The sequence below is a fragment of the Nocardioides sp. Root1257 genome, assembly GCF_001425175.1.
GTDB lineage: Bacteria > Actinomycetota > Actinomycetes > Propionibacteriales > Nocardioidaceae > Nocardioides.
Genome location: NZ_LMDV01000010.1, coordinates 226,902 through 249,642, shown reverse-complemented (window position 1 = coordinate 249,642; position 22,741 = coordinate 226,902). Strand labels below are relative to the sequence as shown.

The following is a 22,741-nucleotide window of genomic DNA, read 5'->3' as shown; positions in this document are numbered from 1 at the left end:
CCACCTCAGGAGAGCCCCATGGACCGCACCCACCTGCCCTTCGACGGCACCCGTCCGACGTACTCTGCGGCCGTCGACGTCCGCGACCAGAGCGAGGCGCTGCCGCACCGGCCGCTCGCGCAGGCACCCGAGGGCGCGCCGAACGTCCTGGTGATCCTGCTCGACGACATGGGCTTCGGCGCATCGTCCGCGTTCGGCGGGCCGTGCCGGATGCCGGTCGCCGAGCAGCTCGCCGACGACGGGCTGCGCTACACCCGCTTCCACACGACGGCCCTCTGCTCGCCGACCCGCGCCGCGCTGATGACCGGGCGCAACCACCACGCCGTCGGCATGGGCACCGTCGTCGAGATCTCCACCGGGCGCCCGGGGTACGACGCGACCCGTCCGCTCAGCGCCGGCACGCTCGCACAGACGCTCTCCTACAACGGCTACGCGACCGGTGCCTTCGGCAAGTGGCACCAGACCCCGTCGTGGGAGCAGACCGCGGCCGGGCCGTTCGACCGCTGGCCGACCCGCGAGGGCTTCGACCGCTTCTACGGCTTCCTCGGCGGTGAGGCCAGCCAGTTCGAGCCGACCCTGGTCGAGGGGACGACGTTCGTCGACCCGCCGAGGACGGCCGCCGAGGGCTACCACCTGTCGGAGGACCTGGTCGACCGGGCGCAGGGCTGGGTGCGCGACGTACGCACGCACGCTCCGGACAAGCCCTGGTTCTGCTACCTGGCCTTCGGTGCGACGCACGCGCCGTTCCAGGTGCCCGAGGGCTGGGCCGACAAGTACCGCGGCGAGTTCGCGCACGGCTGGGACGAGCAGCGCGAGCGCACCCTGCGCCGCCAGCAGGAGCTCGGCGTCGTCCCACCCGACGCCGAGCTGGCACCATGGACGCCCGGCGTGCCGCACTGGGACGAGATCTCCGACGCCGACCGCGAGGTGGCCGAGCGGCTCATGGAGGTGTACGCCGCCTTCGCCGAGCACACGGACGCCCAGGTCGGCCGGCTGGTCGAGTCGCTGCGGGAGTCGGGCGAGCTCGACAACACCATCATCCTCTACGTCCTGGGCGACAACGGGGCCTCGGCCGAGGGCGGCATCGAGGGCACCCTCAACGAGACGCTGCGTCTCAACGGGATCGACGACGACACGGCCCGGATCGCGAGCGAGCTCGACAAGGTCGGCACCCCGGAGAGCTACGTGCACTACCCGGTGGGCTGGGCGGTCGCGATGGACACGCCGTACCAGTGGACCAAGCAGGTCGCCTCCCACTACGGCGGCACCCGCAACGGGCTGGTCGTGCACTGGCCGGAGGGCATCGAGGCGCGCGGCGAGGTCCGCCACCAGTGGCACCACGTCGTCGACGTGCTCCCGACGCTCCTCGAGACGGCCGGCGTGCCCGTGCCGGCGGTGGTCGACGGCGTCGAGCAGCAACCCCTGGACGGTGTGTCGTTCCGGTACTCCTTCAACGACGCAGGAGCACCGGAGCGGCACACCACGCAGTACTTCGAGATGTTCGGCAACCGTGGGATCTACCACGAGGGCTGGACGGCGGTGGCCAAGCACAAGACGCCCTGGGCGACCGCCCAGACCGACACCCCGAGCCTGTCCGAGGACCGGTGGGAGCTCTACGACACCCGCACCGACTGGACCCAGGCGCGCGACGTCGCCGCGGAGCAGCCCGAGCTGCTGGCCGAGCTGCAGGCGCTCTTCCTCAGCGAGGCGCGCCGCAACCACGTGCTGCCGATGGACGACCAGCTCTCGGGCCGCTTCGACGCCCGGACTGCCGGGCGCCCCGCGCCGCCGCGGTCCATCCGGCTGCTGCCTGGCGCCGGCCGGCTGCGCGAGGACGCCGTGCCCAGCCTGAAGAACACGTCCTTCGCGATCCGGGCGACCTTCTCGTCCGGCACCGGCACGGAGGGTGTCCTCGTCGCGCAGGGCGGCGGCTTCGGCGGCTGGTCGCTCTACGTGAAGGACGGACTGCTCACCTACGCCTACAACTTCGGTGCCGTGACGGTCACGCACGTGCGGGCCGCCGCGCCGGTGGCCGCCGGCACCCACGTCGCCGAGGTCCTCTTCACGTACGACGGCGGTGGCCTCGGCCGCGGAGGCGACGTGCAGCTGGTGCTGGACGGCGAGAAGGTCGGCACCGGTCGGGTCGAGCGGACCCTGCCGTTCTTCTTCTCGATGGACCAGACCCTCGACGTCGGACTCGACCGTGGCACGCCGGTCACGACGGACTACGGCTCAGGCACCGGCTTCCCGTTCACCGGCGCGCTCCACCACGTCGACCTCCAGGCCGGCGACGACGCCCTCACTCCCACCGACGACCAGCTCCTGAAGGCACACCTGGTCACCCACTGACGACGCCGGGCAGCGCCGACCCGCTCACAACGGGTCGGCGATCGCCTGGATCCGGGTGGTCGCCAGCTGGATCATCAGCTGGGCGGCGGGGGAGAGGGTCGCGCCGGCGCGGTGCACGATCGCGAACGTGTCGTACTGACGCGGCCGCAGCGACACCCAGCCGGCCTCCGGTGCCAGTCGGGGGAGCAGCTGGACGGCCGCACCCTTGGGGATCACCGAGTCGGAGTAGCCCATGCCGACCAGCTCGACCGCGGTCTCGACGTCCTCGACCTCGATCCGGGTCTGCGGGTTGCGACCGGTCTCGTGCAGCATCTGGCGCAGCACCTTGCGGGTCGAGTCGTCCGCGCGCCAGGTCGTCTCGGGCATCACGAGCGAGGCGAGAGCCAGCCGGTGCGCGGTCACCGGCGACTCGAGCCGGGCCGGGTCGCGGCTGATGTAGACGAGCTCGTCGCGCGCGACCGGGGTGACCTCGAAGCCCTCGCTGTTGACCGACGGTACGGCGATCATCGCGGCCTCGATCCGGCCCCGGCGCAGGTCCTCCTGCACGTCCGTCGAGTTCTGGCCGATCAGCTCGACCCGCACGCCCGGGTAGCGGGACAGCACGTCGGCGACCAGCCCCGCCCCGGCGTACAGGCGCGCGGTGCCGAACATCCCGAACCGGATGGTCCCGGTCTCGAAGCTCTTCACCCGGCGTACCGACTGCTGCGCGTCCTCGACCGCCGCGAGCACCCGCTCGGCGTGCGGGCGCAGGGTGTCGGCGACCGTGGTGGGCACGACGCCGCGCCCGACCCGGCGGAAGAGCTGCACGCCGAGCGACTTCTCGAGGGCCCGGATCTGCTCGGAGACCGAGGGCTGGGCGTAGCCGAGCTGCTCCGCTGCGCCGGTGAGCGAGCCGTGCTCGTAGGTGGCGAGGAAGCAGGTGAGCTGGTGCAGCGAGAGCACGATCACATCCCTAGGACTTGCCTTCGGTTTCCGAAGGAAACTAAGGCTACCCCTATGTCTACACCTGTCGGAGAATTGAGTCATCGACGGTGGCAGGAGCCCCGTCCCGCAACCCGAGAGTGAGGTCACCATGTTCGACCACCAGTGCACCGCGTGCCAGAAGCGTCAGCTCATCTTCCCGAGCCAGGTGACCTCCATGAGCAACACCGACCACGGCATCGTCGTCGCCTTCACCTGCTGGTGCGGCGCCGACCAGACGCTGGTCACCGGCAAGAAGGCCGTCTCCACCGAGAAGGTCGTCCTCGCCGCCTGAGCCACCGGCTCACCAGGACAACCCGCCTGACGACGTAGTCGCGTTCGTCGCCCGGACGGGGGCCGCATGCCCGGATCTGTGCGATCCGGGCATCGTGCATTTCCGGCCCGAACGCGGAGAGCGGCGCCGGTTTCGCGACCGGGCTCGCCCTTCCCTATACTTCCTCGGGTTGCCCGGTCGGTACGACGGACAGCACGCCGCCTTAGCTCAGTCGGTAGAGCATCTCACTCGTAATGAGAAGGTCGTCAGTTCGATTCTGACAGGCGGCTCCACTACCTCTCACCCGCTCCGGCCCACCAGCCACGGGTGGTCGGTGATCGAGGACGGGACACCGACCTCGTCGACCTTCAGGTCGAGGGCCGGCGCAAAGGCGATGCAGTCGATGCCGTGGGACACGACCTTGAGGCCGTGCGCGCGCAGGATGTCGTACGGCGAGCGTGGGTCGGCGCCGTGGTCGCGGAAGTTCATGTCCCCGGTCACCACGACCCGCCAGCCGACGGCGGCCGCGAAGTCGAGCATCGCCTCGAGGCCCTTCATCTGGCGGCCGTACTCGCGGGCGCGGTCGTTGTCGGTGCGCAGCAGTCCGCTGGCCTTGTCCTGGACGGACGCGTGCGGGTGGAGCACGACGTGACAGACGGCGCCGACGTCCGGGACGTCGAAGGCGGAGTAGGTGAACCACCGCTCGGGCGCAATCCGGACCGGGGTCGCGGCGTCGCAGCCGAGGACCTGCCCGGATCCGAGGGACCGCATCTTGGTGCGGATCAGGATCGGGTTGTCCTTCTGGCCCCGGCGGCGGTCCCTGCCCCCGCTCTCGACGACGAGCCGGTAGTCGCGCATCCGGCCGAGGGCGGGCAGGATCCCGTAGGCCTCGGTCAGGCCGACCATCGTGGCCTGGTGCTTGCGGATCTCCCGGGTCACGACCGCCGGGCGCTGACGGGCCGAGGGGGCGTGCAACGGAGCGTGCAGGACGGTGAGTCCCATGGCTCTTCCTCTCGTCAGGCGTGGTCCTGCACGCGGTAGGCCTTCGGGAAGAGCTTCCTGGCCTGCAGCGGCCCGAGGTTCCCGTCAGCGGCCTCGCTGCCGGGGGCGGCACCGTCCTTCTGGATCTGCCACTTCCGGACCTCGTCGCGGGTCATCTTCAGGTAGTTGCCGGTGACCGGCAGCTCGACGCCGCGGTCGAGGCTGATGTGGTTGAGCCGCTGCTGGAGTCGACGGACGCTGTCGGAGTCGCGCACGTCGAAGTGGAGCTCGTCGACGATGACGGTCCCCGAGTCGAAGGGGCCGGGCTTGGCGCGGCCGTAGACCTGGTTGGGCGGGTAGATCGTCACGCCGTTCGAGGCGACCTTCTTCGGCGGCGACTCGTCGTGCGGGATGCCGCTCAGGTAGGCGAACTTGCTCCCCTCGTCGTGGTGCCCGAACATCACGGCGACGTGGAGGTGCGGGCCGAAGCTGTGGCCCGAGTTGCCGGACTTGCCGATCTTCTGGCCGGCCGTCACCTGCTGGCCCGGCTTGACGCTGAGGCCAGGAGACAGGTGCATGTAGAGGATCGAGATCGGTCTGCCCTGGTAGGTGCTGCCCAGCAGCACGAAGTTGACCGGGGCGCCGGAGAAGCCGTGGTCCGGCGGGACGTTGTTGTGGACGCCGTCATGGGTCGCGAGGACCGTGCCGTCGCGGACGGCTCTCGCCGTCGTGCCGACCGGCACGGGGTAGTCGTAGGCCGCGTGGAGGCTGTGATCGCTGTACCGCCACGTCGTGCCCAGCTGCATCAGCTTCGGAGCGAGTGGAGTGACCATGTCCGAGCATGGCGCCGATCACCTGCCAATCGGCAGACCCAAAGTGGGGATGGTGCGCCCGAAATGTAAGTGACCCGCTGGAGTCTCGGGTCTCCAGCGGGTCGAACAGAACTCTAGGCGGAGGTACGCCGTCCGGGAAGCCTCTCGACCCAGTCTTGAGGAGGTCTTGAGGAAACTCCCGCGCGGCCGCCCGGCCACCAGGGCTCGGACACACTGGTCGCGTGTCCGCGAGCCGCCTGATCACGACGTACGCGCCGGAGCGACCGGAGGCGGTCGTGCTGCTCCTGCACGGCGGCGCCGCCCGCCCGGGGCGCACCGCCGTGCACCCCGCGCAGCTGTCCGTGCTGCGGATGGTGCCGCTCGCGCGCCGCATCGCCCGCGCCGGTCGCGGGCGGGTGGCCGTGCTCCGGCTGCTGAACTCGCACCGGGGCTGGGACATGACGCACACGCCGATCGACGACGTCGCCGGAGCGATCGCCGAGGTGCGGCAGCGGTACGGCGACGTGCCGATCGGCCTGGTCGGGCACTCGCTCGGGGGGCGTGCGGCGCTGCTGGCCGGCAGCCTCGACGGCGTGCGCGTCGTGGTCGCCCTCAACCCGTGGGTCTACCCGACGGATCGCGCCGACCTCCGAGGTCGGCGGGTGCTGGTCGTGCACGGCACCGACGACCGGGTCGCCGACCCGGAGCGGGCGCGCGTCGTGGCCGAGGCGATCGGGCAGACGACCGAGGTGGAGTTCGTCCCCGTCGAGGGCGGCAAGCACGCGATGCTGCGTCGCGGGTCCGCCTTCGAGCGGCTCGCGACGGACTTCGTGCTGGCGTCGCTGACCACGATCGCCTAGGTACGGCGCACCCGTCGGCGCAGCTGCCAGATCCTCAGCAGGCCGGCGACGGCGGTCAGCAGGATGCCGGCGACCGCGGCGATCATCAGGGCGACCGCGAGGGGTGTCGTGCCGTCCCAGGCGAGGAACGAGACGTGCACGTCCTGGGTGTTCTGGGCGATGAAGATGATCAGCAGGACCAGCAGCAGCGCCAGGGCGACGACCGCCACGAACGCGCCGCTGGTCCGCGACCGGCGCAGCGGGTCCTTCGGGCTCGGGGGAGTCGGCTCGTGCTCGGTCTCCGGGGGCGGTGCGGGGTCGGCCATGACCGGGCAGTACCCGATCGGTCGCGGCGTACGCCGTGGGTCAGCGGGACCCGACGGCCTGGTTGACGAGCTCGGCCAGGGCCTCCGGCGTCCGAGCGTCGGAGAGGTCGGAGACGAAGCCGAACTTCACGCACGCCGTGGCGATCTTCTGGAGCAGGGCCAGGTAGCCCGCGGAGTCGTCGCCCGGCGCGGCGATCAGCAGGACGAGCCGGACCGGCTCGGACCCGGAGGAGAACGTGACCGGCTCGGCGAGCCGGGCCACGGCGACCGACGAGGTCGAGACGGCGTGGCTGCGGGCGTGGGGCATCGCGAGCCCGCCCGGGAGGACGGTCGAGCCGAGCGCCTCGCGGGCCAGGGCTGCGTCGACGAAGACGTCGACGTCGCTGATCCGCCCGGCGTCGTGCAGGAGCCCGGCGAGCGAGCGGATGACGGCGGCGCCGTCGGCGCCGAGGTCCTGGTCGAGGCTGGCGATGTCGGGGGTGCTGACCGGCGAGGAAGTGTTCATGGCAGGTCCGAGCCTACGGGGTTCAGTCCCGGGTGCGTCGAGGTGCCCGGCGTTCGTAGGCGTCGTTGAACGCGCGCAGGCCGTGCGCCAGCTCGCGCACCTGGTCGGCGCCCATCTCGGCCAGTACCGAGCGGTAGAGGTCGGCGTGGATCGCCGAGTCGTGCTCGTAGAGCCGGCGGCCCTCGGCGGTGGGGCGCACCGGCCTGCTCGGACCGTCGGGCACGGAGAAGCGCTCCAGCAGGCCCGCGCGGACGGCCGCGTTGACCTGGCGGTTGATCGTGGACAGCTCGAGGTCGAGCTCCTCGGCGAGCTCGCGCAGCGTGCGTGGCCGGTCGTCGGAGAGCACCCAGAGCACCTTGAACGCCGACATGTCCAGCTCGGTGCCCTCGACGTTCACGTGCCGCCGACGCCCCACCCGCATCAGCTCGTCCGCGAGCTCGGTCAGCATCGACTGCTGGGTGCGGGTCGGTCCGGCCATGTGACGCATGCTACCTGCCATGTGCAAGATACATATGTAAGATGCACAAGGCTCGGCACACCGGGCCACCACAGCCTTGGAGGACGCGTGACCGACACCGTGAAGACCGCGAACGACGCGGACCCGCTCGTCGAGCAGGACCGCTCGTCGGCGCTGATGACGGTCATCTTCCTGTGCTTCGCCGGCATGAGCGTCGCGCTGATGCAGACCCTGGTGATCCCGATCCAGAGCGAGCTGCCCCAGTTCCTCGGCACCTCCGCGGCCAACGCCTCCTGGGTCGTCACCATCACCCTCCTCGGCGCCGCGGTCGCGATGCCGATCGCGGGTCGCCTCGGCGACCTCTTCGGCAAGCAGCGGGTGCTGGTCGGCAGCTCCGTCCTGATGCTCGCGGGCTCGCTGGTCTGCGCCCTGTCCGACACCCTGGTCCCCGTCATCGCCGGCCGCGGCCTCCAGGGCCTGGCGATGGGCTTCATCCCGGTCGGCATCAGCCTGATGCGCGAGGTCGTCCCGCCGGCGATGGCGACCACGGCCGTCGCCGCCATGAGCGCGACCCTCGGCGTCGGTGGCGCGATCGGTCTGCCGCTCTCCGCCTGGATCGTCCAGACCGGCGACTGGCACACGCTCTTCTGGGTCGCCACCGGCCTGGCCGTGCTGGTCGGGCTCGGCTCCTGGTTCCTCGTGCCGCACGTGCACGACGGCCACCCGGGCACCTTCGACTTCGGCGGCGCGCTCGGGCTGACCGTCGGTCTGGTCACCACCCTGGTGGGCATCACCAAGGGCAACACGTGGGGCTGGGGCTCGCCTCGCACCGTCGGGGCGATCGTCGTGGGCGTCCTCGTGCTCCTGGCCTGGGGCTGGTACGAGCTGCGCCGTACGGAGCCGCTCTGCGACCTCCGCGTCACCTCGCGCCGCCCGGTCCTGCTGACCAACATCGCCGCCCTGGCCATCGGCTTCGGGATGATGGCGCAGGCGATCGTCTTCCCGCAGCTCCTCCAGCTGCCGGAGGCGACGGGCTACGGACTCGGCCAGTCGGTCCTCGCGGCCGGGCTCTGGATGGCGCCGAGCGGCCTGATGATGCTGGCGCTCGCGCCGTTCGCCAGCTGGCTGATGCGCACCTTCGGCGCGAAGTACGCACTCGCACTCGGCGCCGCGGTGCTCGGCGGCGGCTACCTGCTCTCGTTCTTCCTGATGTCCGCGCCGTGGCAGATCCTGATCGCGACGCTGATCTGCGGCGCCGGCGTCGGCATCGGCTACGCCGCGATGCCCACGCTGATCATGAACGCCGTCCCGATGAACGAGGCGGGCTCGGCGGTCGGGATCAACGCCCTGATGCGGTCGGTCGGCACGACCGTCGCCTCCGCCGTGATGGCGACCGTGCTCACCGGCCAGACCTCGGCGCTCGGCATCCCGACCGAGGGCGCGTTCAAGGCCTGCTTCCTCGTCGCCACCTTCGCGGCGTTCCTGGGCGGGGCGGTGGCCCTGACCATCCCGAGGTCCGAGCAGGCCTGAGTCGGCTCCGTCCGACCTGCGCCATGGCCCGTTCGGGTCATGGCGCAGGTCGGGTGCCGGAGCTTCGTCGTCAGCTGACGGCGGGGACGGTGCGCGGCTGACCGTGCAGGAACAGGTCGGTCAGCTGCTCCGCCGTCCAGGTCGGCGAGAGCAGCGCGAAGAGCTTGCCCCCGTTGCGGGTCGGCGCGTCGACGTAGAGCGCGTGGTCGCCGCTCTGCGGGTCGGTGCCGACCCAGGCCTGGACGCCGTCGGGCGCGTCGATCGGCTGGGCGTCCTCCGGTACGGCGCCCGGGGACATCCGGGCATAGAGGTCGTCGGCCCGGGCCTCGCCGCGGTAGCTGAACGAGAAGCCGGCGACCTCGATGGTGCGAGTGACGATCGGGGGAGCGACGGCGCTCGGCCCGGCGGTGGTCGGCGGGGTCGGGTCGTCGGTGCCCGGCGCGGAGGCCCACACGACGGCGAGGGCGGCCACCACGGCGGCGGTCGAGGCGAGGGGGACGCCGACGGTGGCGACCGCGCTGCGCGGCGTCGGCACCCGGCCGGCGTACTCCAGGTCGTCGGTGGCGTCGCGGAAGGCTCCGCCCAGCTGGCGGGTCAGGTCATCGTCGGTCAACATCGGCGTTCTCCTTCTCGGGGGTGAGCACGACCCGGAGGCGTTCCAGGGCGCGCGAGGTCTGTGACTTGACGGTGCCGGTCGAGCACCCGAGCGTCGCGGCGGTCTCCTCGACCGTGAGGTCGTCGAAGTACCGCAGCACCAGCACGGCCCGCTGTCCCGCCGAGAGCTGCTCCGTCGCGCGGAGCAGCTCGTCGCGGTCCAGCAGCCCGTCGACCACGCCGATCGGGCCCGCCCGGTCGGCGCCCTCCAGGGGCGCCTCCGCGGGCCGGCGCGCGAGGTCGCGCCACCGGTCCTTGGCCAGGTTGACGACGACCCGGCGCGCGTACGCCTCGGGCTGCCGTCGGGCGCTCCGCCACCGGCGCGCGGTGCGCAGGAGGGCCGTCTGCACGAGGTCCTCGGCGTGGCCGCGGTCGCCGCACAGCAGGTACGCCGTACGGACGAGCCGGCTGGCCGAGGTGGCGACGAACTCGTCGAACGCGCGTCGGTCCCGGCCCGGGATCATGTCTGGCTCCGTCTGGTCACACCTGTCCTAACTCCGGGCCGACGACCTAGGTTGTCACCCGTGATCCTCGACGACTTCCGACTCACCGACCAGGTCGCCGTCGTCACCGGCGGGGGAGCGGGGATCGGCCGGGCGATCGCCGTCGCGTTCGCCGAGGCCGGCGCCGACGTCGTGGTCGCCGCGCGCACCGCCGCCGACCTCGAGGAGACCGTGCGCGCGGTCGAGGCGACCGGCCGCCGGGGCCTGGCCGTGGTCACCGACGTGATGGTCGAGGACGACCTCGAGCGCCTGGTGGCCAGCACGGTGGCGCGGTTCGGCAAGCTGTCGGTCCTCGTCAACAACGCGGGCGGCAGCCTGCCGCGCCCCGCGATGCAGACCTCGGCGCGCTACCTGACCACGGCACTGCAGTTCAACGCGGTCTCGCCGTTCCTGCTCAGCAAGCTGGCCGCGCAGGCCATGGTCGACACCCAGGGCGGGGGCTCGATCGTCAACATCTCGTCGCGCTCCGGCGACCTCGTGATGACCTCGATGCTCGCGTACGGCGCCGGCAAGGCCGCGCTCAACATGATCACCCAGGACCTGGCCGCCGACCTGGCGCCCCGGGTGCGGGTCAACGCGATCGGCGTCGGCGGGGTCGCGACCCAGGCGATGGACTTCGTGATGTCGGACGACGCCCTGCGCGCGACGTACGAGCAGGGCAGGCCGATGGGCCGGATCGGCCAGCCGCGCGACATCGCCGCCGCGGCGCTCTACCTCGCCTCGCCCGCGTCGTCGTGGGTCACCGGAGTGGTGCTGCGCGTCGACGGCGGCACGACCGCGCCGTCGTTCCAGATCCCGGTGCCGCCGCTGGAGCCGTCCGGCGACTAGCCCCCGAACATCCCCATCCAGGTCTCGGCCTCGGGCGTCATCCGGTCGTGCTCGCGGGCGACCCGGCACCACTTCTTGGTCGCGCGCAGGAACGTCGCCGGGTTGTAGATGTCCTCCTCGCACGACCACAGCCCGTCGCCGGCGTACGTGAGGATCGTGATGTTGCTGGCGCCGTGCGGCTGTCCGTCGCCGGGGTCGTGCATCTCGTTGTAGACGTCGCAGACGATCCGCCCGCGCTCCTCGTCGACGAGGTACCAGGTGATCGGGAAGTGCGGCATCTCGCGGCCGGGGAACTCCGACATCGTCCGGGTGATCCACTGCCGGATCTGCTCGCGGCCGCTGAAGCTGCCGTAGGCGTGCTCGACGTACGTCGCGTCCTCGGCGAAGAGGTCGGCGAACCGGTCCCAGTCGCCGCTGCCGGCGATCCGGTCGACCTCGTCCTGGTACTGCTGGAAGGCGGTCTCGAGCTCCTCGCGGGAGTACGTCGTCATGGCGCCAACCTAGGGCCAAACTGGAACGTGTTCCAGTGCTGCCGGCAGTGGCGGGGTAGTCCCTGACGTTCCGGACCGCTGGGAACGCTCCCGTGGACCGAACCGTCAGGGACTACCCCGACGGTCCGTCAGGTCGCCCACCTCGGGATGATGAAGACGCCCTCGGCCTCGACCGTCGGGCCCTCCTCGTCGCCGATGGAGGCGACGACCCAGACCTTGCGGCCCTCCTCGCGGTCGATGCGCGCGTCGAGCCGCAGGGGGCCGAGCGGGGTGCCGCGGCGGTAGACCATCGTCAGCGTGCCCGTGAAGGTGATCCGGGTGAAGGACGCGGCCGCGGTCTCGCCCATCAGGTGGTCGAGCAGCAGCGCGGTGACGCCGCCGTGGACGAGTCCTGGCGGTCCTTCGTACGCCGCCCCGAGGGTCACGGACGCGTGCGCGAGCCCGGACTCCACGTGCACGATGTCGAGCGGCGGGGCGATCGCGTTGCGCAGTCCGACGACCGCGTTGCCCCAGTTCCACGCCCGACCCTCGGAGTTGAAGCGCACCCCCGCGGGGCCGGGGAGCTGCTGCGCGCGCAGCCGCTTGACGACCGCCTCGATCTCGGCGAGCGCGAGGTCGGCCTCCTCGGGCGGCACCGTCGTCCGGATCGTCGCGTCGACGAGCTCGCGCACGGCCTCGGCGAGCGGGCCGTACGCCGCCTCGATGCGGTCGACCTCCTCGCTCGGTATCTCGTCGTGGATGAACCCGCCGATGCTCACGCCCGGCCCCTCTCCGTCGCTCGTCCCCACGAGTACGCCGCACGCGCGGCGTCCTCCGTCGCCTGGCGGACCAGGCCGTAGCCGCGGCAGTCGCCGACGGCGTACACGTCGATGTCCGGCAGCGCGGCCGCGATCGCGTCGTGCAGCCGCAGGTTCGCCTCGAACCAGCCGGTGACCACGACCGTGTCGGCACGCAGCTCGCGGGTCCGCCCGCCCTGCGGGGTGAACTCCACCCCGCCGTCGGTGTAGCCCTCGATCGCGGTGCCCACGTGGACGGCGACGCCGCGCCGGTCGAGCTCGTCCAGCTCCTCGGCGCGCCGCTTGGGACCGACCTCGGACGCCAGGTCCGCACCGGGCTCGAGCAGCGACACCCGGTGCCCGGCCGCGGCCAGGTGCCCGGCGATCGCGACGCCCGGCAGGGAGCCGCCGACCACGCAGACCTTGGCGCCGACGGGCCCGTCGCGGAGGACGTCGTCGATCGTCGTGACGTGCGGCCGGTCGTGGCCGTCCTCGGGCATCGTGAGCATCCCGCCGTTGGCGACCACGACCACGTCGGGCTCGAGCGCGGCGACGGTGTGTGGCTTCGCGACCGTGTCGAGGCGTACGTCGATCTCGGCCCCGGCGACCTCGGCGACCAGCCAGTCCAGGAAGAGCGCGTTGGCCGGGTGCGCGATCGCCGCGTGCCGGAACCTGCCCCCCAGCTCGTCGTGGTTCTCGAGCAGCGTCACCCGGTGACCCTGGGCGGCCGCGCGGCGTGCCGCGTCGAGGCCGCCCGGCCCGCCGCCGACCACGACCACGTGCAGGCGTCGGGCGATCGGCAGCGGGAGCAGCTCGTGCTCGCGCCCGGTGAGCGGGTTGACCGCGCAGTCCGTGGCGAGCCGCTCCTCCAGCGAGTCGATGCAGTTCTCGCAGGAGATGCACCGCCGCACGCGACCGCCCGTGGCCAGCTTGCGGGGCAGGTCGGGGTCCGCGAGCAGTGGCCGGCCGAGCGCCACGAAGTCTGCGCGACCCTCGGCGAGCACGGCCTCCGCCAGGTCCGGGTCGTGCAGCCGGCCGACCGCGATCACCGGGACGTCGACGACCTCCTTGACGGCCGCGGCCGCTCCGACGTTCAGCCCCTCGCCGTACGACGCGCCGTTGACCATCTGCGTGACCAGCCGGTCGATGACGCCGCCGCTGACGTGGAACGCGTCGACGCCGGCCTCGACCAGCAGCGGCGCCACCAGGGCGGTCTCGTACGACGGGCGCCCGCCCGCCACCCGCTCGTAGCCGGAGATCCGCAGCGTGACGGGGAAGTCCGGCCCGACCTCCGAGCGGATCGCGGCCAGCGCCTCGAGCACGACCCGGATCCGGCCCTCGACGGAGCTGCCGCGGTAGCGGTCGCCGCGTCGGTTGCGCTGCGGCGCGAGGAAGGAGCCCAGGAACATGTAGCCGTGCGCGGCGTGCAGCTCGACGCCGTCGTACCCGGCCTCGCGGGCCCGGCGCACGCCGGCCTTGATGCGGTCCAGGACCTCGACGATCTGCTGCGGAGTGACCTCGGTCGACGGGCGGCCGGTCAGGTACGACGGGATGACGGACGGTCCGAGCGAGTCGACGCCGTGCATCTCCGGACCGAGGCCGTCGGGGCCGGCGTGCACGATCTGCGGTTGGATGCGGGCGCCGTGCTCGTGGACCGCGTCGACGAGCCGACGGTGCGCGGCGACCGACCCGTCCGTGCCGAGGTGCAGGCCGCCGGGGGTCTCGGGGTGCAGCGGGTCGACGCCGGTGGCGCCGACGGTGACCAGCCCGACCCCGCCTGCTGCCCGGGCGGCGAAGTAGGCGACGGTCCGGTCCGAGGGGAGGCCCTCGGGCGTCCCGTACATCGTCTCCATCGGCGACATCACCAGCCGGTTGCGCAGCTCCATGCTGCCGATCCGGCCGGGCGCCAGCAGGTGCTCGTAGGCAGTGCCGCTCATGCGGGGGACCCTCCGAGGTAGGCCGCGATCGAGCGGGTCAGGCCGCGTCGCGCCAGGTCGAGGTCGGAGTACGTCGAGAGGTGGGCCTCGGAGCTCAGGCCCCGCATCGCGCCGGGCAGGAGGGCCGCGACCTCGCGCACCCGGTCGGGGTCGAGGTCCAGATCGGCGAACGCCGTCTGGCAGGTCTCGACCCAGCTCTGCTGCCAGGACGACAGGGCGGCGGCGGTGCGGGGGAGCTTCTGCTCGAGCTCGGCGCGCTCGCGGGGCAGCGCCATCCGCAGGGTGTCGATCGCGCGGGAGTCGGGCAGGTCGAGACCGCGCCACAGGGTGGTCACGATCTGCTGGACCCGGACCTCCACGCTCTGCTCGGCCGAGCCCGGGAACGACAGCGGTCCGCCGCGGCGCTCCTCGAGGTGGTCGAGCACCGCGGCCCACAGGCCGTCGACGTCGCCGAACTGGTACTTCACGGCGCCCCAGGTGACCCCGGCCCGGCGCGCGACGTGGTTGGCCGAGACCGCGTCGGGGTCGCCGCTCGCCAGGCAGTCCAGGGCCGCGGCGAGCATCCGCGCGCGGGTGGCGTCGCCGCGCCGGTTGCGGCGGTGCTGGTCGGCGCCGGCCGTCATCGCGCGCTCACGACAGGTGCACCAGGACGTCGTCGCGGAAGCGGTGCAGGCCCTCGAGCTTCTGCTCCAGCGTCGCCCGTCGACCGAAGTAGTACATCCACGGAGCGGTCATCACCTCGGTGACGCCGCCGTCGCGCGCCCGCGCGAAGTCCTCGGGCAGCAGCGCGTCGCTCAGCGGCGGGATGACCTCGAACGGGCCGTCGAGGCCGGCCTCCTCGCGCAGCTCGGCGAGCCGGCGCGCGGTCGCGATCGCCTCGTCGGTCGTGCAGATGTCGCCGACCCAGCCGTCGTGGCGTGCGGCCCGCCGCAGCGCGACGTCGGACAGTCCGCCGACCAGGACCGGCACGCGGCCCGGCTCCGGCTTCATCACCATCCGGGCGCCGTCGTACGACGTCCAGCCGGGCGACCAGAGGTCGCGCAGCAGGTCGAGCGCCTCGTCGGTGCGTCGGCCGCGGGTGTCGAACTCCTGGCCCAGCAGGTCGAACTCCTCGCGGCACCAGCCGACACCGACGCCCAGCGCGACGCGGCCGCCGGACACCACGGCAGCGGTGCCGACCGACTTCGCGACCTGGAAGGGGCTCCGCAGCGCCGCGACGTACACCGAGGTGAAGAAGCGCAGCCGCGTGGTCACCGCGGTCAGCGACCCGGCCAGCACCCACGGGTCCGGCCACGCGCAGTCGTGGTCCCAGCGCCGCTGGCCGCTCGCCTCGTAGGGGTACGGCGTCGCGAGGGTCTCGAGGTCGACGACGTGGTCGGCGATCGTGAGGCTGTGGTAGCCGAGCTCGTCGGCCGCGATCGCCACCGGGGCGATCTCCTCGACCGGCAGGAAGGCCGAGACCACCGCGAAGCGCATGGCCGTGATGCTAGTTTCATCGAGCCCTCTGTGAAAACCCTCTCCACAGACTGGGCGGCGAGGAGGAACGATGGACAGGATCCGGGTCTTCCAGGTGGCCACCGGCAACGTCGGCACCGAGATGGTGCGCCGGATCCAGCGCCACCCGGACCTCGAGCTGGTCGGTCTGCACTGCTACACCGCGGAGAAGATCGGGCGCGACGCGGGCGAGATCGCCGGCACCGGCCCGATCGGCGTGGTCGCCACCGGCACCGTCGAGGAGATCCTCGCTGCCGCGCCGGACGTGGTGACCTTCCACGGCGTGTGGCCGGACGTCGACCTCTACGAGCGGGTGCTCGGGTCGGGCATCGACATCGTGACGACCGCGGACTTCGTCACCGGTCACCACCGCAACGCCAACCACCCGCACCCGTCCGGCCGCACCGAGTCCGACGTCATCGCGGCGGCGTGCGAGCGCGGCGGTGCGACGTTCTACGGCACCGGCTTGAACCCCGGTCTGGCGCAGATCCTGACGATCGTGCACTCGGCGGACGTGACCGACATCGAGAACGTCACCTGCATCGAGTCCGTCGACGTCTCCTGCCACCACTCCGCCGACACGTGGCGCAACTGCGGCTACGGGATGCCGGTCGACGACCCCGAGGTCCCGCGCCTGCTCGAGCTCGGCACCCGCGTCTTCGGCGACGGCGTGCACCTGATGGCCGACTGCCTCGGCATCGAGCTCGACACGGTCGACTTCGAGTACGAGCTCGGGGCCTGCACCGAGGACGTCGACCTGGGCTGGTTCCAGCTGCCGAAGGGCTCGCTCGGCGGCAGCGCGTTCCGGTACGTCGGCAAGGTGGCCGGCGTACCCCGCGTCGAGCTGCACCTCGAGTGGCAGATGACGCCGAGGACCGAGCCGCACTGGGACATCCAGGGCTGCTACATCACCCAGATCCAGGGCGACCCGGTCATCTACAGCAAGCACCTGATCCTCCCGAAGCCCGGCACCGACTTCTCGTCGGTCGAGGCCTTCGCCGCGATCGGGATGACGGTGACCGGGATGCCGGCCCTGAACGCGATCCGGGCCGTCGTCGACGCGCCGCCCGGGATCATCACGAGCGCCGACCTCCCGCTGCGCGCCTTCGCCGGCCGGTTCAGCGTCTGAGGCGTTCCCAGTCAGCTCCCAGTCGGTCTCAAGAGGTCGGCGGCACTGTGGTGTCTGCCGGGGAACACCCCGACACACCGATCCGGGCCCACCACCCGCGGACCCGACCAGTCAGGAGAACCCCATGATCGACACCACCCTCGTCGCCTTCGCCTACGGCTTCCTCGTGTTCGCGGGCCTCGCCGCCGCGGTCGCGGTCGCCGCCGTCGTCGTCGCGCTGCGCGACCGCGCCGCCGTCACGCCGGTGCACCTCACCGTCTCCGGCCCGTCCGAGCGAGCCTTCACCCGCGCCGCGTGACCGGCCCCCGCGCCACGACGGCCCCCCCGAGAGCCCCTCTCCCGCCCCCACGGAGAGGGGCTCTTCGGGTTCCTCGTTGAACTTTCACCCCTTTGGGTGGTGAGTCCGAGTGGCTGCGGACGGGCGCGCCTCGGGAGGATCGATGGCATGTCCGTGCGCCCCGTCCGGCTGGTGATCGCCAGCCCCGATGAGGCCGTGACAGTGGGGCTCCGGCAGATCCTGGCCGGCCAGGCGCACCGGGTCGAGGTCGTCGAGGACGTGAGCGGTGCCGTCGACGTCGTGCTCCACGACGCCGACGGTCCGGGCGGCGAGTCGCGGGAGGCCGTGCTCCGGCGTACCGGCGCGACGGGATGGGTGCCGCTGCGCGTGGGGGTCGAGCAGATCGTGCTGATGGTGGAGGCTGCGGCGACGCCGTCGGTGCCCGTCGAGATCGGGCACGGGCTCAGCGCCCGTGAGGTGCAGGTGCTGGCGTTGATCGCCGCGGGCCTCACCAACCAGGAGATCGCCGACCGGGTCTTCGTGAGCATCAACTCGGTCAAGACCTACGTGCGCTCGGCCTACCGCAAGATCGGCGTCAACAGCCGGTCGCAGGCGGCGGTGTGGGGCCTGCAGCACGGACTCGTCGACCGCGACTGACCGTCCTCGACGGTGCCGGTCCGATCAGCGACGGTCGGTGTGCACGGTGACCATCCGGTAGTCCTTCTCCGGCCCGGCGGCGTCCCAGGTCACGGTCCAGGAGGTGACGGGGTCGCCGTCGACCTCGACCAGGCCGCGGTAGTGGTCGGGTGCGCAGGGGTGGTCGACCTGGTGCCCGACCGCCCAGGGGTGGAAGGGGCGACCGTCCTCGAAGCGCACCCACCAGCCGTCGTCCTCGCGCACGACGTCGAGGGTGCGGCTGACCGGCACCGAGTGACCGGGCCAGCTCATCGTGCCCGCCTCGGTCCAGCGGACCCGGCCGGCGTCGACCTCGGTGAGCTCGGCCGTGCCGACCACGTCGCGCCGCTCCCCGGTGCGGTGGTCGTGGACCACCCGGGTGAGCGTCCAAGTGCCCAGCAGCGCGCTGGGCGGCAGGTCGGCGGGCGGCACCGGACCAGGCGTCAGCGCAACGCCATGGAGCCCGACAGCGTCGGCTGCCAGGAGAGCTCGCCGTCGGCGGCGATCCGACGGTCGAGCGCGCCGGCGACGTCCTCGGGCCACGCGGCGCTGCGCCGGCTGTCCATGTCGATGTGCAGGAAGATCTCCTCCATCACGTAGCTCACCCGCTGGTGGCTGTCGTCGAGGAGGTAGACGACGACGTGCGCGGCGCGCTCGGAGCGGCCGACGACGCGGACGCGTGCCGAGATCTTGTCCCCGGTGCGCAGCTCGGAGAGGTAGGTCATGTGGTGCTCGGCGCTGAAGACGCCCTGCCCGGCCACGGTCGGCCAGTTCTGCGGGATCCCCACGTCGACGAGCGACTCGTCGAGGCCCTCGCTCGCGATCCCGACGTAGTGGCGGATGTTGAGGTGGCCGTTGATGTCCTCGAACGCCGTCGGCACCGCCTGGGTGGCGTAGGCGGGCAGGGCGGCGAGCTCGTCGTACGACGGATGCGCGGTGGTCACACCCGCGACGGTACTGGCCGCCGGTCACGGCCTCGACGGCGGTCCACGACACGGGCGTGGCCTCCGGGGCTCGAGGGACTCGCGGGGCTAGCGTGGTGCCCCAGCCGATGGACCGAGCCGGAGGGGAAGCCGCGTGGTCAGACGGGTCCTCCTCGGGCGCCGTGACGACGTTCGGCGACGCTCCAGGTGGACGGGTCCGCCGCCCCTGCTCCTCGTCGCCACCGTCCTCGGCCTGGCCGTCGCGCCCTTCGTGGCCGACGACAGCTCGGCGCCGGTGCCGCAGGCGGTGGTCGTCAGCGCCGCGCAGACCCCGCGCACCGTCGAGCCGCGGATCGTCCGCACCCCCACCCTCGCGAAGCAGGGCGGCCAGGTCGGCCACCGGATCGCGCCCGTGCGGCTGGCGCCGATCGACGTCGGCGTCGCGACGATGAACATGTTCCGCAAGCTCTCGCCGTCCGAGGCCGCGGCGGACGCGCGCCGTCTCACCTCGCACCCGGGCGTCGACGTCGTCGGCTGGCAGGAGGCCGACCCGTTCCGCAAGGTGCTGCACCGGCTCCCGGGCTGGACCTCGAAGACCTTCGGCGCCGACCAGGGTGCCGCCGAGCTGGCCGTGTCGTGGCGCACCTCCGAGTTCAGGCTGGTCTCCGCCCGCCTGCACAAGGTGGCGCTCGGGTTGAGCTGGCGGGAGGGGCGCTACCCCTTCGACAACCGGTACGTCGCCGTCGTACGCCTGAAGCACCGGGCCACCGGCCGGGTGCTGACCGTGCTGAACACCCACCTCCCGCAGAAGATCGAGGACCTCGGCGACCCCGGCCGGTGGCTCTCGACGATCAACGCGATCCGCGCCCGCGCGCAGCTCGACCGGCTGGCCGACATCTGGCACACCGTCCCCGGGCGGTGGGTCGTCGGCACCGGTGACTTCAACTTCGGCGCCCGGGCCGACGCCCGCGGTCGCCCCGTCGGTGGGCCGATGCGGACGCTGCGCCACCGGGCGGAGTCGACCTACCAGCTGCTCGGGACCGGCATCGGGCCCACGCACCCGCCGACCGCCCGCAACATCGACTACGTGTGGCTCGAGCGCACCGGGCTGCGGGACCGTCTCATCCAGCTGCGCGCGCAGCGGGTGCTGAGCGGCTACCACAGCGACCACCGGCCGCTGCTGGCTCGCCTGCGCCTCTCCTAGGCCTCGACGACCACCCGCTCGCCGGGCGTCGCCAGGACCGGGCGTACGTCGGGTGCAGCGGTGCCGAGCGCCTCGATGAAGCGGTCGCCCGGCGTCACGAAGAGCCGGTCGTGGTTGGCCCGGGCCAGGCGCCGCAGGCCGAGCGGCCAGAACGTGCCCCAGTGCACCGGCACCGCGACGTCGGCGCCGACCCGGCGCACCGCCTCCGCGCCGGCGACCGGGTCCATGTGGCCGTCCTCGAGCGTCGGGCCCCAGCCGCCGACCGGGACCAGGGCGAGGTCGACCCGGCCGACGTCGTACATGTCCTCGCGCACCTCGGTGTCTCCCGGGAACCAGCAGGACCGGGCCGCGCGGTCGATCCGGAATCCCAACGGAGGGCCGGTGATCCTGGTGTGCGGGCCGCGGCCGCCGTCGTGGGTCGCGGCCAGCACCCGGATCGTCGTGCCCCCGACCTCGTGCACGTCGCCGGGCTCGACGGGCACGACCCGGTCGGTGCCCAGGTCGCGGAGCAGCGACTCCCCGCCGCGCGGCACCAGGATCGGCACGTCGCGGGCGAACCGGCGGAGCGACGGCAGGTGCAGGTGGTCGTGGTGGAGGTGCGAGACCACCACGACGTCGGCGTCGGTGGCCTCGTCCCTCGGGTGCACCGTGTAGCGGCGCAGGTGGAAGAGCTGGTCGCTCAGCAGCGGGTCGAGGGCGATCCGGGCGTCGTCGATCTCGACGGTCGCGGACGCGTGCCCCCACCAGGTGAGAGCGAGCTGGCTCACCCCTGGACCTGCTGCTGGGCCCAGAAGACCAGCGGTGCGAGGAGGTCGACGGCCTCGTGGCCCGCGTCGGTGAGGGAGTAGTCGACGTGCGGCGGGACGACGGGCCGCGCGGTCCGCAGGACCAGCCCGTCGGCCTCGAGCGTCTGCAGCGACTGGATCAGCATCTTCTCGCTGACGCCCGCGATCTCGCGCTTCAGCTCGCTCCAGCGCATCGTGCGGTCGCGCAGCGCGAGCAGGACGAGCACGCCCCACTTGCTGGTCACGTGCTCGACCAGGGCGCGGGTGTCGGGGCAGGCGGTGTCGAGCTGGAGGTCGCGGGCGGCGGTCATGCGTCGATGCTACTCACCCCGAGGTGGGTACCCCACTTTGAAGTGGGTACTGCCCACCGGGAAGGTACGGCGACGAGTGGTCGTTCGGTCGGGTGAGAACACCCGATCCCTGGAGGAATGTCATGTCGTACGTCGTCACCGGAGCCACCGGACCCTTCGGCCGTGGGGTGGTGGAGTCCCTGCTGGAGCGCGGCACCGACCCCGCCGAGATCGTCGCGACGGGCCGCTCGGTCGAGAAGATCGCCGACCTCGCCGAGCGCGGGGTCCGCGTCGAGGTCCTCGACTTCGATGCCGTCCCCGACTCCGTGCCGTGGCTGTCGGCAGGCGACGAGCTGCTCCTCGTCTCCGGCAGCGAGGTCGGCAGGCGCGTGCCGCAGCACCAGGCGGTCGTCGACCTCGCCGTGCGCTCCGGCGTACGTCGGGTCGTCTACACGAGCGCGCCGAAGGCCGACAACACGACGCTGGCCGTCGCGCCCGAGCACGCGGCGACCGAGGCGCTGATCCGCGCGAGCGGGCTGCCCTTCACGTTCCTGCGCAACGGCTGGTACACCGAGAACTACCGGCCCGCCTTCGAGCAGGCCCGCGCGACCGGCCAGGTGCTGGGCAGCGCCGGGGACGGTCGCGTGGCGAGTGCGCCGCGCGCCGACTTCGCCGAGGCGGCCGCCGTGGCGCTGGCGTCCGACGGCCACGACGGCGCGGTCTACGAGCTCTTCGGCGACGTCGCGTGGAGCTTCGCCGAGCTCGCCGCCGTCTTCGCCGAGGTGCTCGGCAGCGAGGTCGTCTACCAGCCGCTGAGCGCCGAGGACCACCGTGCCGCGCTGCTCGGCGCGGGCCTCGACGAGGGCACGGCCGGCTTCCTGGTCGCCCTCGACCAGAACATCGCGGAGGGTCTGCTCGGCCTCACGACCGGGGACCTGTCGCGGCTGCTCGGCCGCCCGACCGTGCCGCTCGCGGAGACCGTCAGGTCCTGGGTCTGATCCCGCTGACGGCCTGACCGTCGATGGCGGGTTCGAGCCCCGCGGTGGTCATCAGCGCGGCGCTCACCGGCGCCTGCCGCTCGCTCGACTCGACGACGACGCGCCCGCCCGGCCTCAGCCAGGCGGGCGCGCCCGCGATCACCCGGCGCTGCACGTCGAGCCCGTCCGGGCCGCCGTCGAGGGCGACGTGGTGCTCGTGGTCGCGCGCCTCGGGCGGCATCAGCGCGATCTCGTCGGTCGGCACGTACGGCGCGTTGACGACCAGGGCCGCGACCCGACCGCGCAGCTCGCCGGGCAGCGCCGCGTAGAGGTCGCCGAGGTACACCCGGTCCTCCGGGAGGTTGCGGCGGGCGCAGGCCACCGCGTCGGGGTCGACGTCCGCGGCGTACACCTCGACGCCCGGCACGGCCGCGAGCACCGCGGCGCCGAGGGCTCCGGTGCCGCAGCCCAGGTCCACCACGACGTCACCGGCGCCGAGGCCGGCAGCGGCGACGCGGACCAGGGCGGCGGAGCGCTGGCGCGGCACGAACACGCCCGGTGCGACGAGGATCCGCAGGCCGCAGAACTCGGCGTACCCGACGACGAGCTCGAGCGGCGTGCCCGAGACCCGCTCCGCCAGCATCCGCGCCAGCTCGTCCTCGTCGCCGGCGGCGTCGAGCAGCAGCCGTGCCTCGTCCTCGGCGAAGACGCACCCCGCCGCCCTGAGGGTGGTGACGAGGTCGTCGAGGGGCATGGTCGATGATG

At 72.6% G+C, this 22,741-nt stretch carries 27 protein-coding genes and 1 tRNA gene; 10 read left to right on the top strand and 18 right to left on the bottom strand.

What is annotated here, in order from left to right:
• Positions 1 to 18 precede the first annotated feature (18 nt).
• Positions 19 to 2,349, top strand: coding sequence for an arylsulfatase (locus ASC77_RS20180; protein ID WP_056157083.1), 2,331 nt, complete (start codon positions 19 to 21; stop codon positions 2,347 to 2,349).
• Positions 2,350 to 2,373: 24 nt separating this feature from the next.
• Here the strand turns inward: ASC77_RS20180 and ASC77_RS20175 are convergent, their stop codons facing one another.
• Entirely contained in the window at positions 2,374 to 3,291 is a 918-nt protein-coding gene (locus ASC77_RS20175) for a LysR family transcriptional regulator (protein ID WP_056157260.1), read from the bottom strand.
• Positions 3,292 to 3,800: 509 nt separating this feature from the next.
• Here ASC77_RS20175 and ASC77_RS20165 point away from each other — a divergent pair.
• Positions 3,801 to 3,876, top strand: a tRNA-Thr gene (locus tag ASC77_RS20165).
• Positions 3,877 to 3,883: 7 nt separating this feature from the next.
• Here the strand turns inward: ASC77_RS20165 and ASC77_RS20160 are convergent.
• Complete coding sequence (locus tag ASC77_RS20160; protein ID WP_056157079.1) at positions 3,884 to 4,585, bottom strand: hypothetical protein; 702 nt, start codon at positions 4,583 to 4,585, stop codon at positions 3,884 to 3,886.
• A 14-nt stretch (positions 4,586 to 4,599) separates the two neighbouring features.
• The gene (locus ASC77_RS27815; protein ID WP_056157077.1) at positions 4,600 to 5,397 is read right to left on the bottom strand and encodes a M23 family metallopeptidase; all 798 of its coding nucleotides are present in this window, start codon (positions 5,395 to 5,397) and stop codon (positions 4,600 to 4,602) included.
• Between the two features lie 221 nt (positions 5,398 to 5,618).
• Between ASC77_RS27815 and ASC77_RS20150 the strand changes: the two genes are divergently transcribed.
• Positions 5,619 to 6,236 carry an alpha/beta hydrolase gene (locus tag ASC77_RS20150; protein WP_056157075.1) on the top strand — a complete coding sequence of 206 codons (618 nt, stop codon included), beginning with the start codon at positions 5,619 to 5,621 and terminating at the stop codon, positions 6,234 to 6,236.
• On the opposite strand, the gene ASC77_RS20145 is transcribed toward ASC77_RS20150, so the two are convergent.
• From ASC77_RS20145 to ASC77_RS20135, 3 genes are read right to left on the bottom strand one after another with little or no spacing between them, the layout of a single operon-like run.
• Positions 6,233 to 6,541 (bottom strand): lipopolysaccharide assembly LapA domain-containing protein, encoded by a 309-nt coding sequence (locus tag ASC77_RS20145; RefSeq protein ID WP_056157073.1) that lies wholly within the window; start codon positions 6,539 to 6,541, stop codon positions 6,233 to 6,235. The two genes, ASC77_RS20150 and ASC77_RS20145, sit on opposite strands and share 4 nt — an antisense overlap.
• A 40-nt stretch (positions 6,542 to 6,581) precedes the next feature.
• Positions 6,582 to 7,046 (bottom strand): PTS sugar transporter subunit IIA, encoded by a 465-nt coding sequence (locus tag ASC77_RS20140; RefSeq protein WP_056157071.1) that lies wholly within the window; start codon positions 7,044 to 7,046, stop codon positions 6,582 to 6,584.
• A gap of 22 nt (positions 7,047 to 7,068) precedes the next feature.
• On the bottom strand, positions 7,069 to 7,524 hold the full coding sequence (locus ASC77_RS20135) for a MarR family winged helix-turn-helix transcriptional regulator (RefSeq protein WP_200945064.1): 456 nt from the start codon (positions 7,522 to 7,524) through the stop codon (positions 7,069 to 7,071).
• Between the two features lie 87 nt (positions 7,525 to 7,611).
• Here ASC77_RS20135 and ASC77_RS20130 point away from each other — a divergent pair, with 87 nt between their 5' ends.
• On the top strand, positions 7,612 to 9,033 hold the full coding sequence (locus ASC77_RS20130; protein WP_056157066.1) for an MFS transporter: 1,422 nt from the start codon (positions 7,612 to 7,614) through the stop codon (positions 9,031 to 9,033).
• Positions 9,034 to 9,103: 70 nt separating this feature from the next.
• On the opposite strand, the gene ASC77_RS20125 is transcribed toward ASC77_RS20130, so the two are convergent.
• Positions 9,104 to 9,649, bottom strand: coding sequence for a hypothetical protein (locus tag ASC77_RS20125; RefSeq protein ID WP_156391200.1), 546 nt, complete (start codon positions 9,647 to 9,649; stop codon positions 9,104 to 9,106).
• Positions 9,633 to 10,151 carry a SigE family RNA polymerase sigma factor gene (locus tag ASC77_RS20120; protein WP_056157062.1) on the bottom strand — a complete coding sequence of 173 codons (519 nt, stop codon included), beginning with the start codon at positions 10,149 to 10,151 and terminating at the stop codon, positions 9,633 to 9,635. The genes ASC77_RS20125 and ASC77_RS20120 overlap by 17 nt, the downstream gene beginning before the upstream one ends.
• Positions 10,152 to 10,211: 60 nt before the next feature.
• On the opposite strand from ASC77_RS20120, the gene ASC77_RS20115 reads away from it, so the two are divergent.
• A complete protein-coding gene (locus ASC77_RS20115) occupies positions 10,212 to 11,018 on the top strand; it encodes a glucose 1-dehydrogenase (protein ID WP_056157060.1) in 807 nt (268 codons plus the stop codon).
• Here the strand turns inward: ASC77_RS20115 and ASC77_RS20110 are convergent.
• The 5 genes from ASC77_RS20110 to ASC77_RS20090 all read right to left on the bottom strand — a co-directional run bounded on the left by ASC77_RS20110 (position 11,015) and on the right by ASC77_RS20090 (position 15,698).
• Positions 11,015 to 11,509 (bottom strand): nuclear transport factor 2 family protein, encoded by a 495-nt coding sequence (locus ASC77_RS20110; RefSeq protein WP_056157058.1) that lies wholly within the window; start codon positions 11,507 to 11,509, stop codon positions 11,015 to 11,017. The two genes, ASC77_RS20115 and ASC77_RS20110, sit on opposite strands and share 4 nt — an antisense overlap.
• 128 nt (positions 11,510 to 11,637) lie before the next feature.
• Positions 11,638 to 12,267, bottom strand: a complete 630-nt coding sequence (locus ASC77_RS20105) for a PaaI family thioesterase (RefSeq protein WP_235547826.1) — start codon at positions 12,265 to 12,267, stop codon at positions 11,638 to 11,640.
• Entirely contained in the window at positions 12,264 to 14,222 is a 1,959-nt protein-coding gene (locus ASC77_RS20100) for an FAD-dependent oxidoreductase (protein WP_056157055.1), read from the bottom strand. The genes ASC77_RS20105 and ASC77_RS20100 overlap by 4 nt, the downstream gene beginning before the upstream one ends.
• Complete coding sequence (locus ASC77_RS20095; protein ID WP_056157053.1) at positions 14,219 to 14,845, bottom strand: TetR/AcrR family transcriptional regulator; 627 nt, start codon at positions 14,843 to 14,845, stop codon at positions 14,219 to 14,221. Before ASC77_RS20095 ends, ASC77_RS20100 begins: the two co-directional genes overlap by 4 nt.
• A gap of 7 nt (positions 14,846 to 14,852) precedes the next feature.
• A complete protein-coding gene (locus ASC77_RS20090; protein WP_056157051.1) occupies positions 14,853 to 15,698 on the bottom strand; it encodes a TIGR03619 family F420-dependent LLM class oxidoreductase in 846 nt (281 codons plus the stop codon).
• A 70-nt stretch (positions 15,699 to 15,768) separates the two neighbouring features.
• Here ASC77_RS20090 and ASC77_RS20085 point away from each other — a divergent pair, with 70 nt between their 5' ends.
• From ASC77_RS20085 to ASC77_RS20080, 3 genes are all read left to right on the top strand, one after another.
• A complete protein-coding gene (locus tag ASC77_RS20085; protein WP_056157049.1) occupies positions 15,769 to 16,845 on the top strand; it encodes a dihydrodipicolinate reductase in 1,077 nt (358 codons plus the stop codon).
• A gap of 124 nt (positions 16,846 to 16,969) precedes the next feature.
• Entirely contained in the window at positions 16,970 to 17,143 is a 174-nt protein-coding gene (locus ASC77_RS26795; RefSeq protein WP_156391199.1) for a hypothetical protein, read from the top strand.
• Positions 17,144 to 17,290: 147 nt separating this feature from the next.
• The gene (locus ASC77_RS20080; RefSeq protein WP_056157047.1) at positions 17,291 to 17,779 is read left to right on the top strand and encodes a response regulator transcription factor; all 489 of its coding nucleotides are present in this window, start codon (positions 17,291 to 17,293) and stop codon (positions 17,777 to 17,779) included.
• A gap of 24 nt (positions 17,780 to 17,803) precedes the next feature.
• On the opposite strand, the gene ASC77_RS20075 is transcribed toward ASC77_RS20080, so the two are convergent.
• Together ASC77_RS20075 and ASC77_RS20070 are read right to left on the bottom strand one after the other, a co-directional pair.
• Positions 17,804 to 18,229 (bottom strand): DUF6314 family protein, encoded by a 426-nt coding sequence (locus ASC77_RS20075; protein WP_056157046.1) that lies wholly within the window; start codon positions 18,227 to 18,229, stop codon positions 17,804 to 17,806.
• A gap of 11 nt (positions 18,230 to 18,240) precedes the next feature.
• Positions 18,241 to 18,741, bottom strand: coding sequence for a thioesterase family protein (locus ASC77_RS20070; protein ID WP_056157044.1), 501 nt, complete (start codon positions 18,739 to 18,741; stop codon positions 18,241 to 18,243).
• 133 nt (positions 18,742 to 18,874) lie between these two features.
• Between ASC77_RS20070 and ASC77_RS20065 the strand changes: the two genes are divergently transcribed.
• Entirely contained in the window at positions 18,875 to 19,924 is a 1,050-nt protein-coding gene (locus ASC77_RS20065; RefSeq protein ID WP_056157042.1) for a hypothetical protein, read from the top strand.
• On the opposite strand, the gene ASC77_RS20060 is transcribed toward ASC77_RS20065, so the two are convergent.
• Positions 19,921 to 20,691: an MBL fold metallo-hydrolase gene (locus ASC77_RS20060; RefSeq protein WP_056157040.1), complete on the bottom strand. Its 771-nt coding sequence runs from the start codon at positions 20,689 to 20,691 to the stop codon at positions 19,921 to 19,923. The genes ASC77_RS20065 and ASC77_RS20060 overlap by 4 nt on opposite strands.
• A complete protein-coding gene (locus ASC77_RS27030) occupies positions 20,688 to 21,020 on the bottom strand; it encodes a winged helix-turn-helix transcriptional regulator (protein ID WP_056157038.1) in 333 nt (110 codons plus the stop codon). The genes ASC77_RS20060 and ASC77_RS27030 overlap by 4 nt, the downstream gene beginning before the upstream one ends.
• Positions 21,021 to 21,142: 122 nt before the next feature.
• Here ASC77_RS27030 and ASC77_RS20050 point away from each other — a divergent pair, with 122 nt between their 5' ends.
• A complete protein-coding gene (locus ASC77_RS20050) occupies positions 21,143 to 21,997 on the top strand; it encodes an SDR family oxidoreductase (RefSeq protein WP_056157036.1) in 855 nt (284 codons plus the stop codon).
• On the opposite strand, the gene ASC77_RS20045 is transcribed toward ASC77_RS20050, so the two are convergent.
• Positions 21,981 to 22,730 (bottom strand): putative protein N(5)-glutamine methyltransferase, encoded by a 750-nt coding sequence (locus ASC77_RS20045; RefSeq protein ID WP_056157257.1) that lies wholly within the window; start codon positions 22,728 to 22,730, stop codon positions 21,981 to 21,983. The genes ASC77_RS20050 and ASC77_RS20045 overlap by 17 nt on opposite strands.
• Positions 22,731 to 22,741 lie beyond the last annotated feature (11 nt).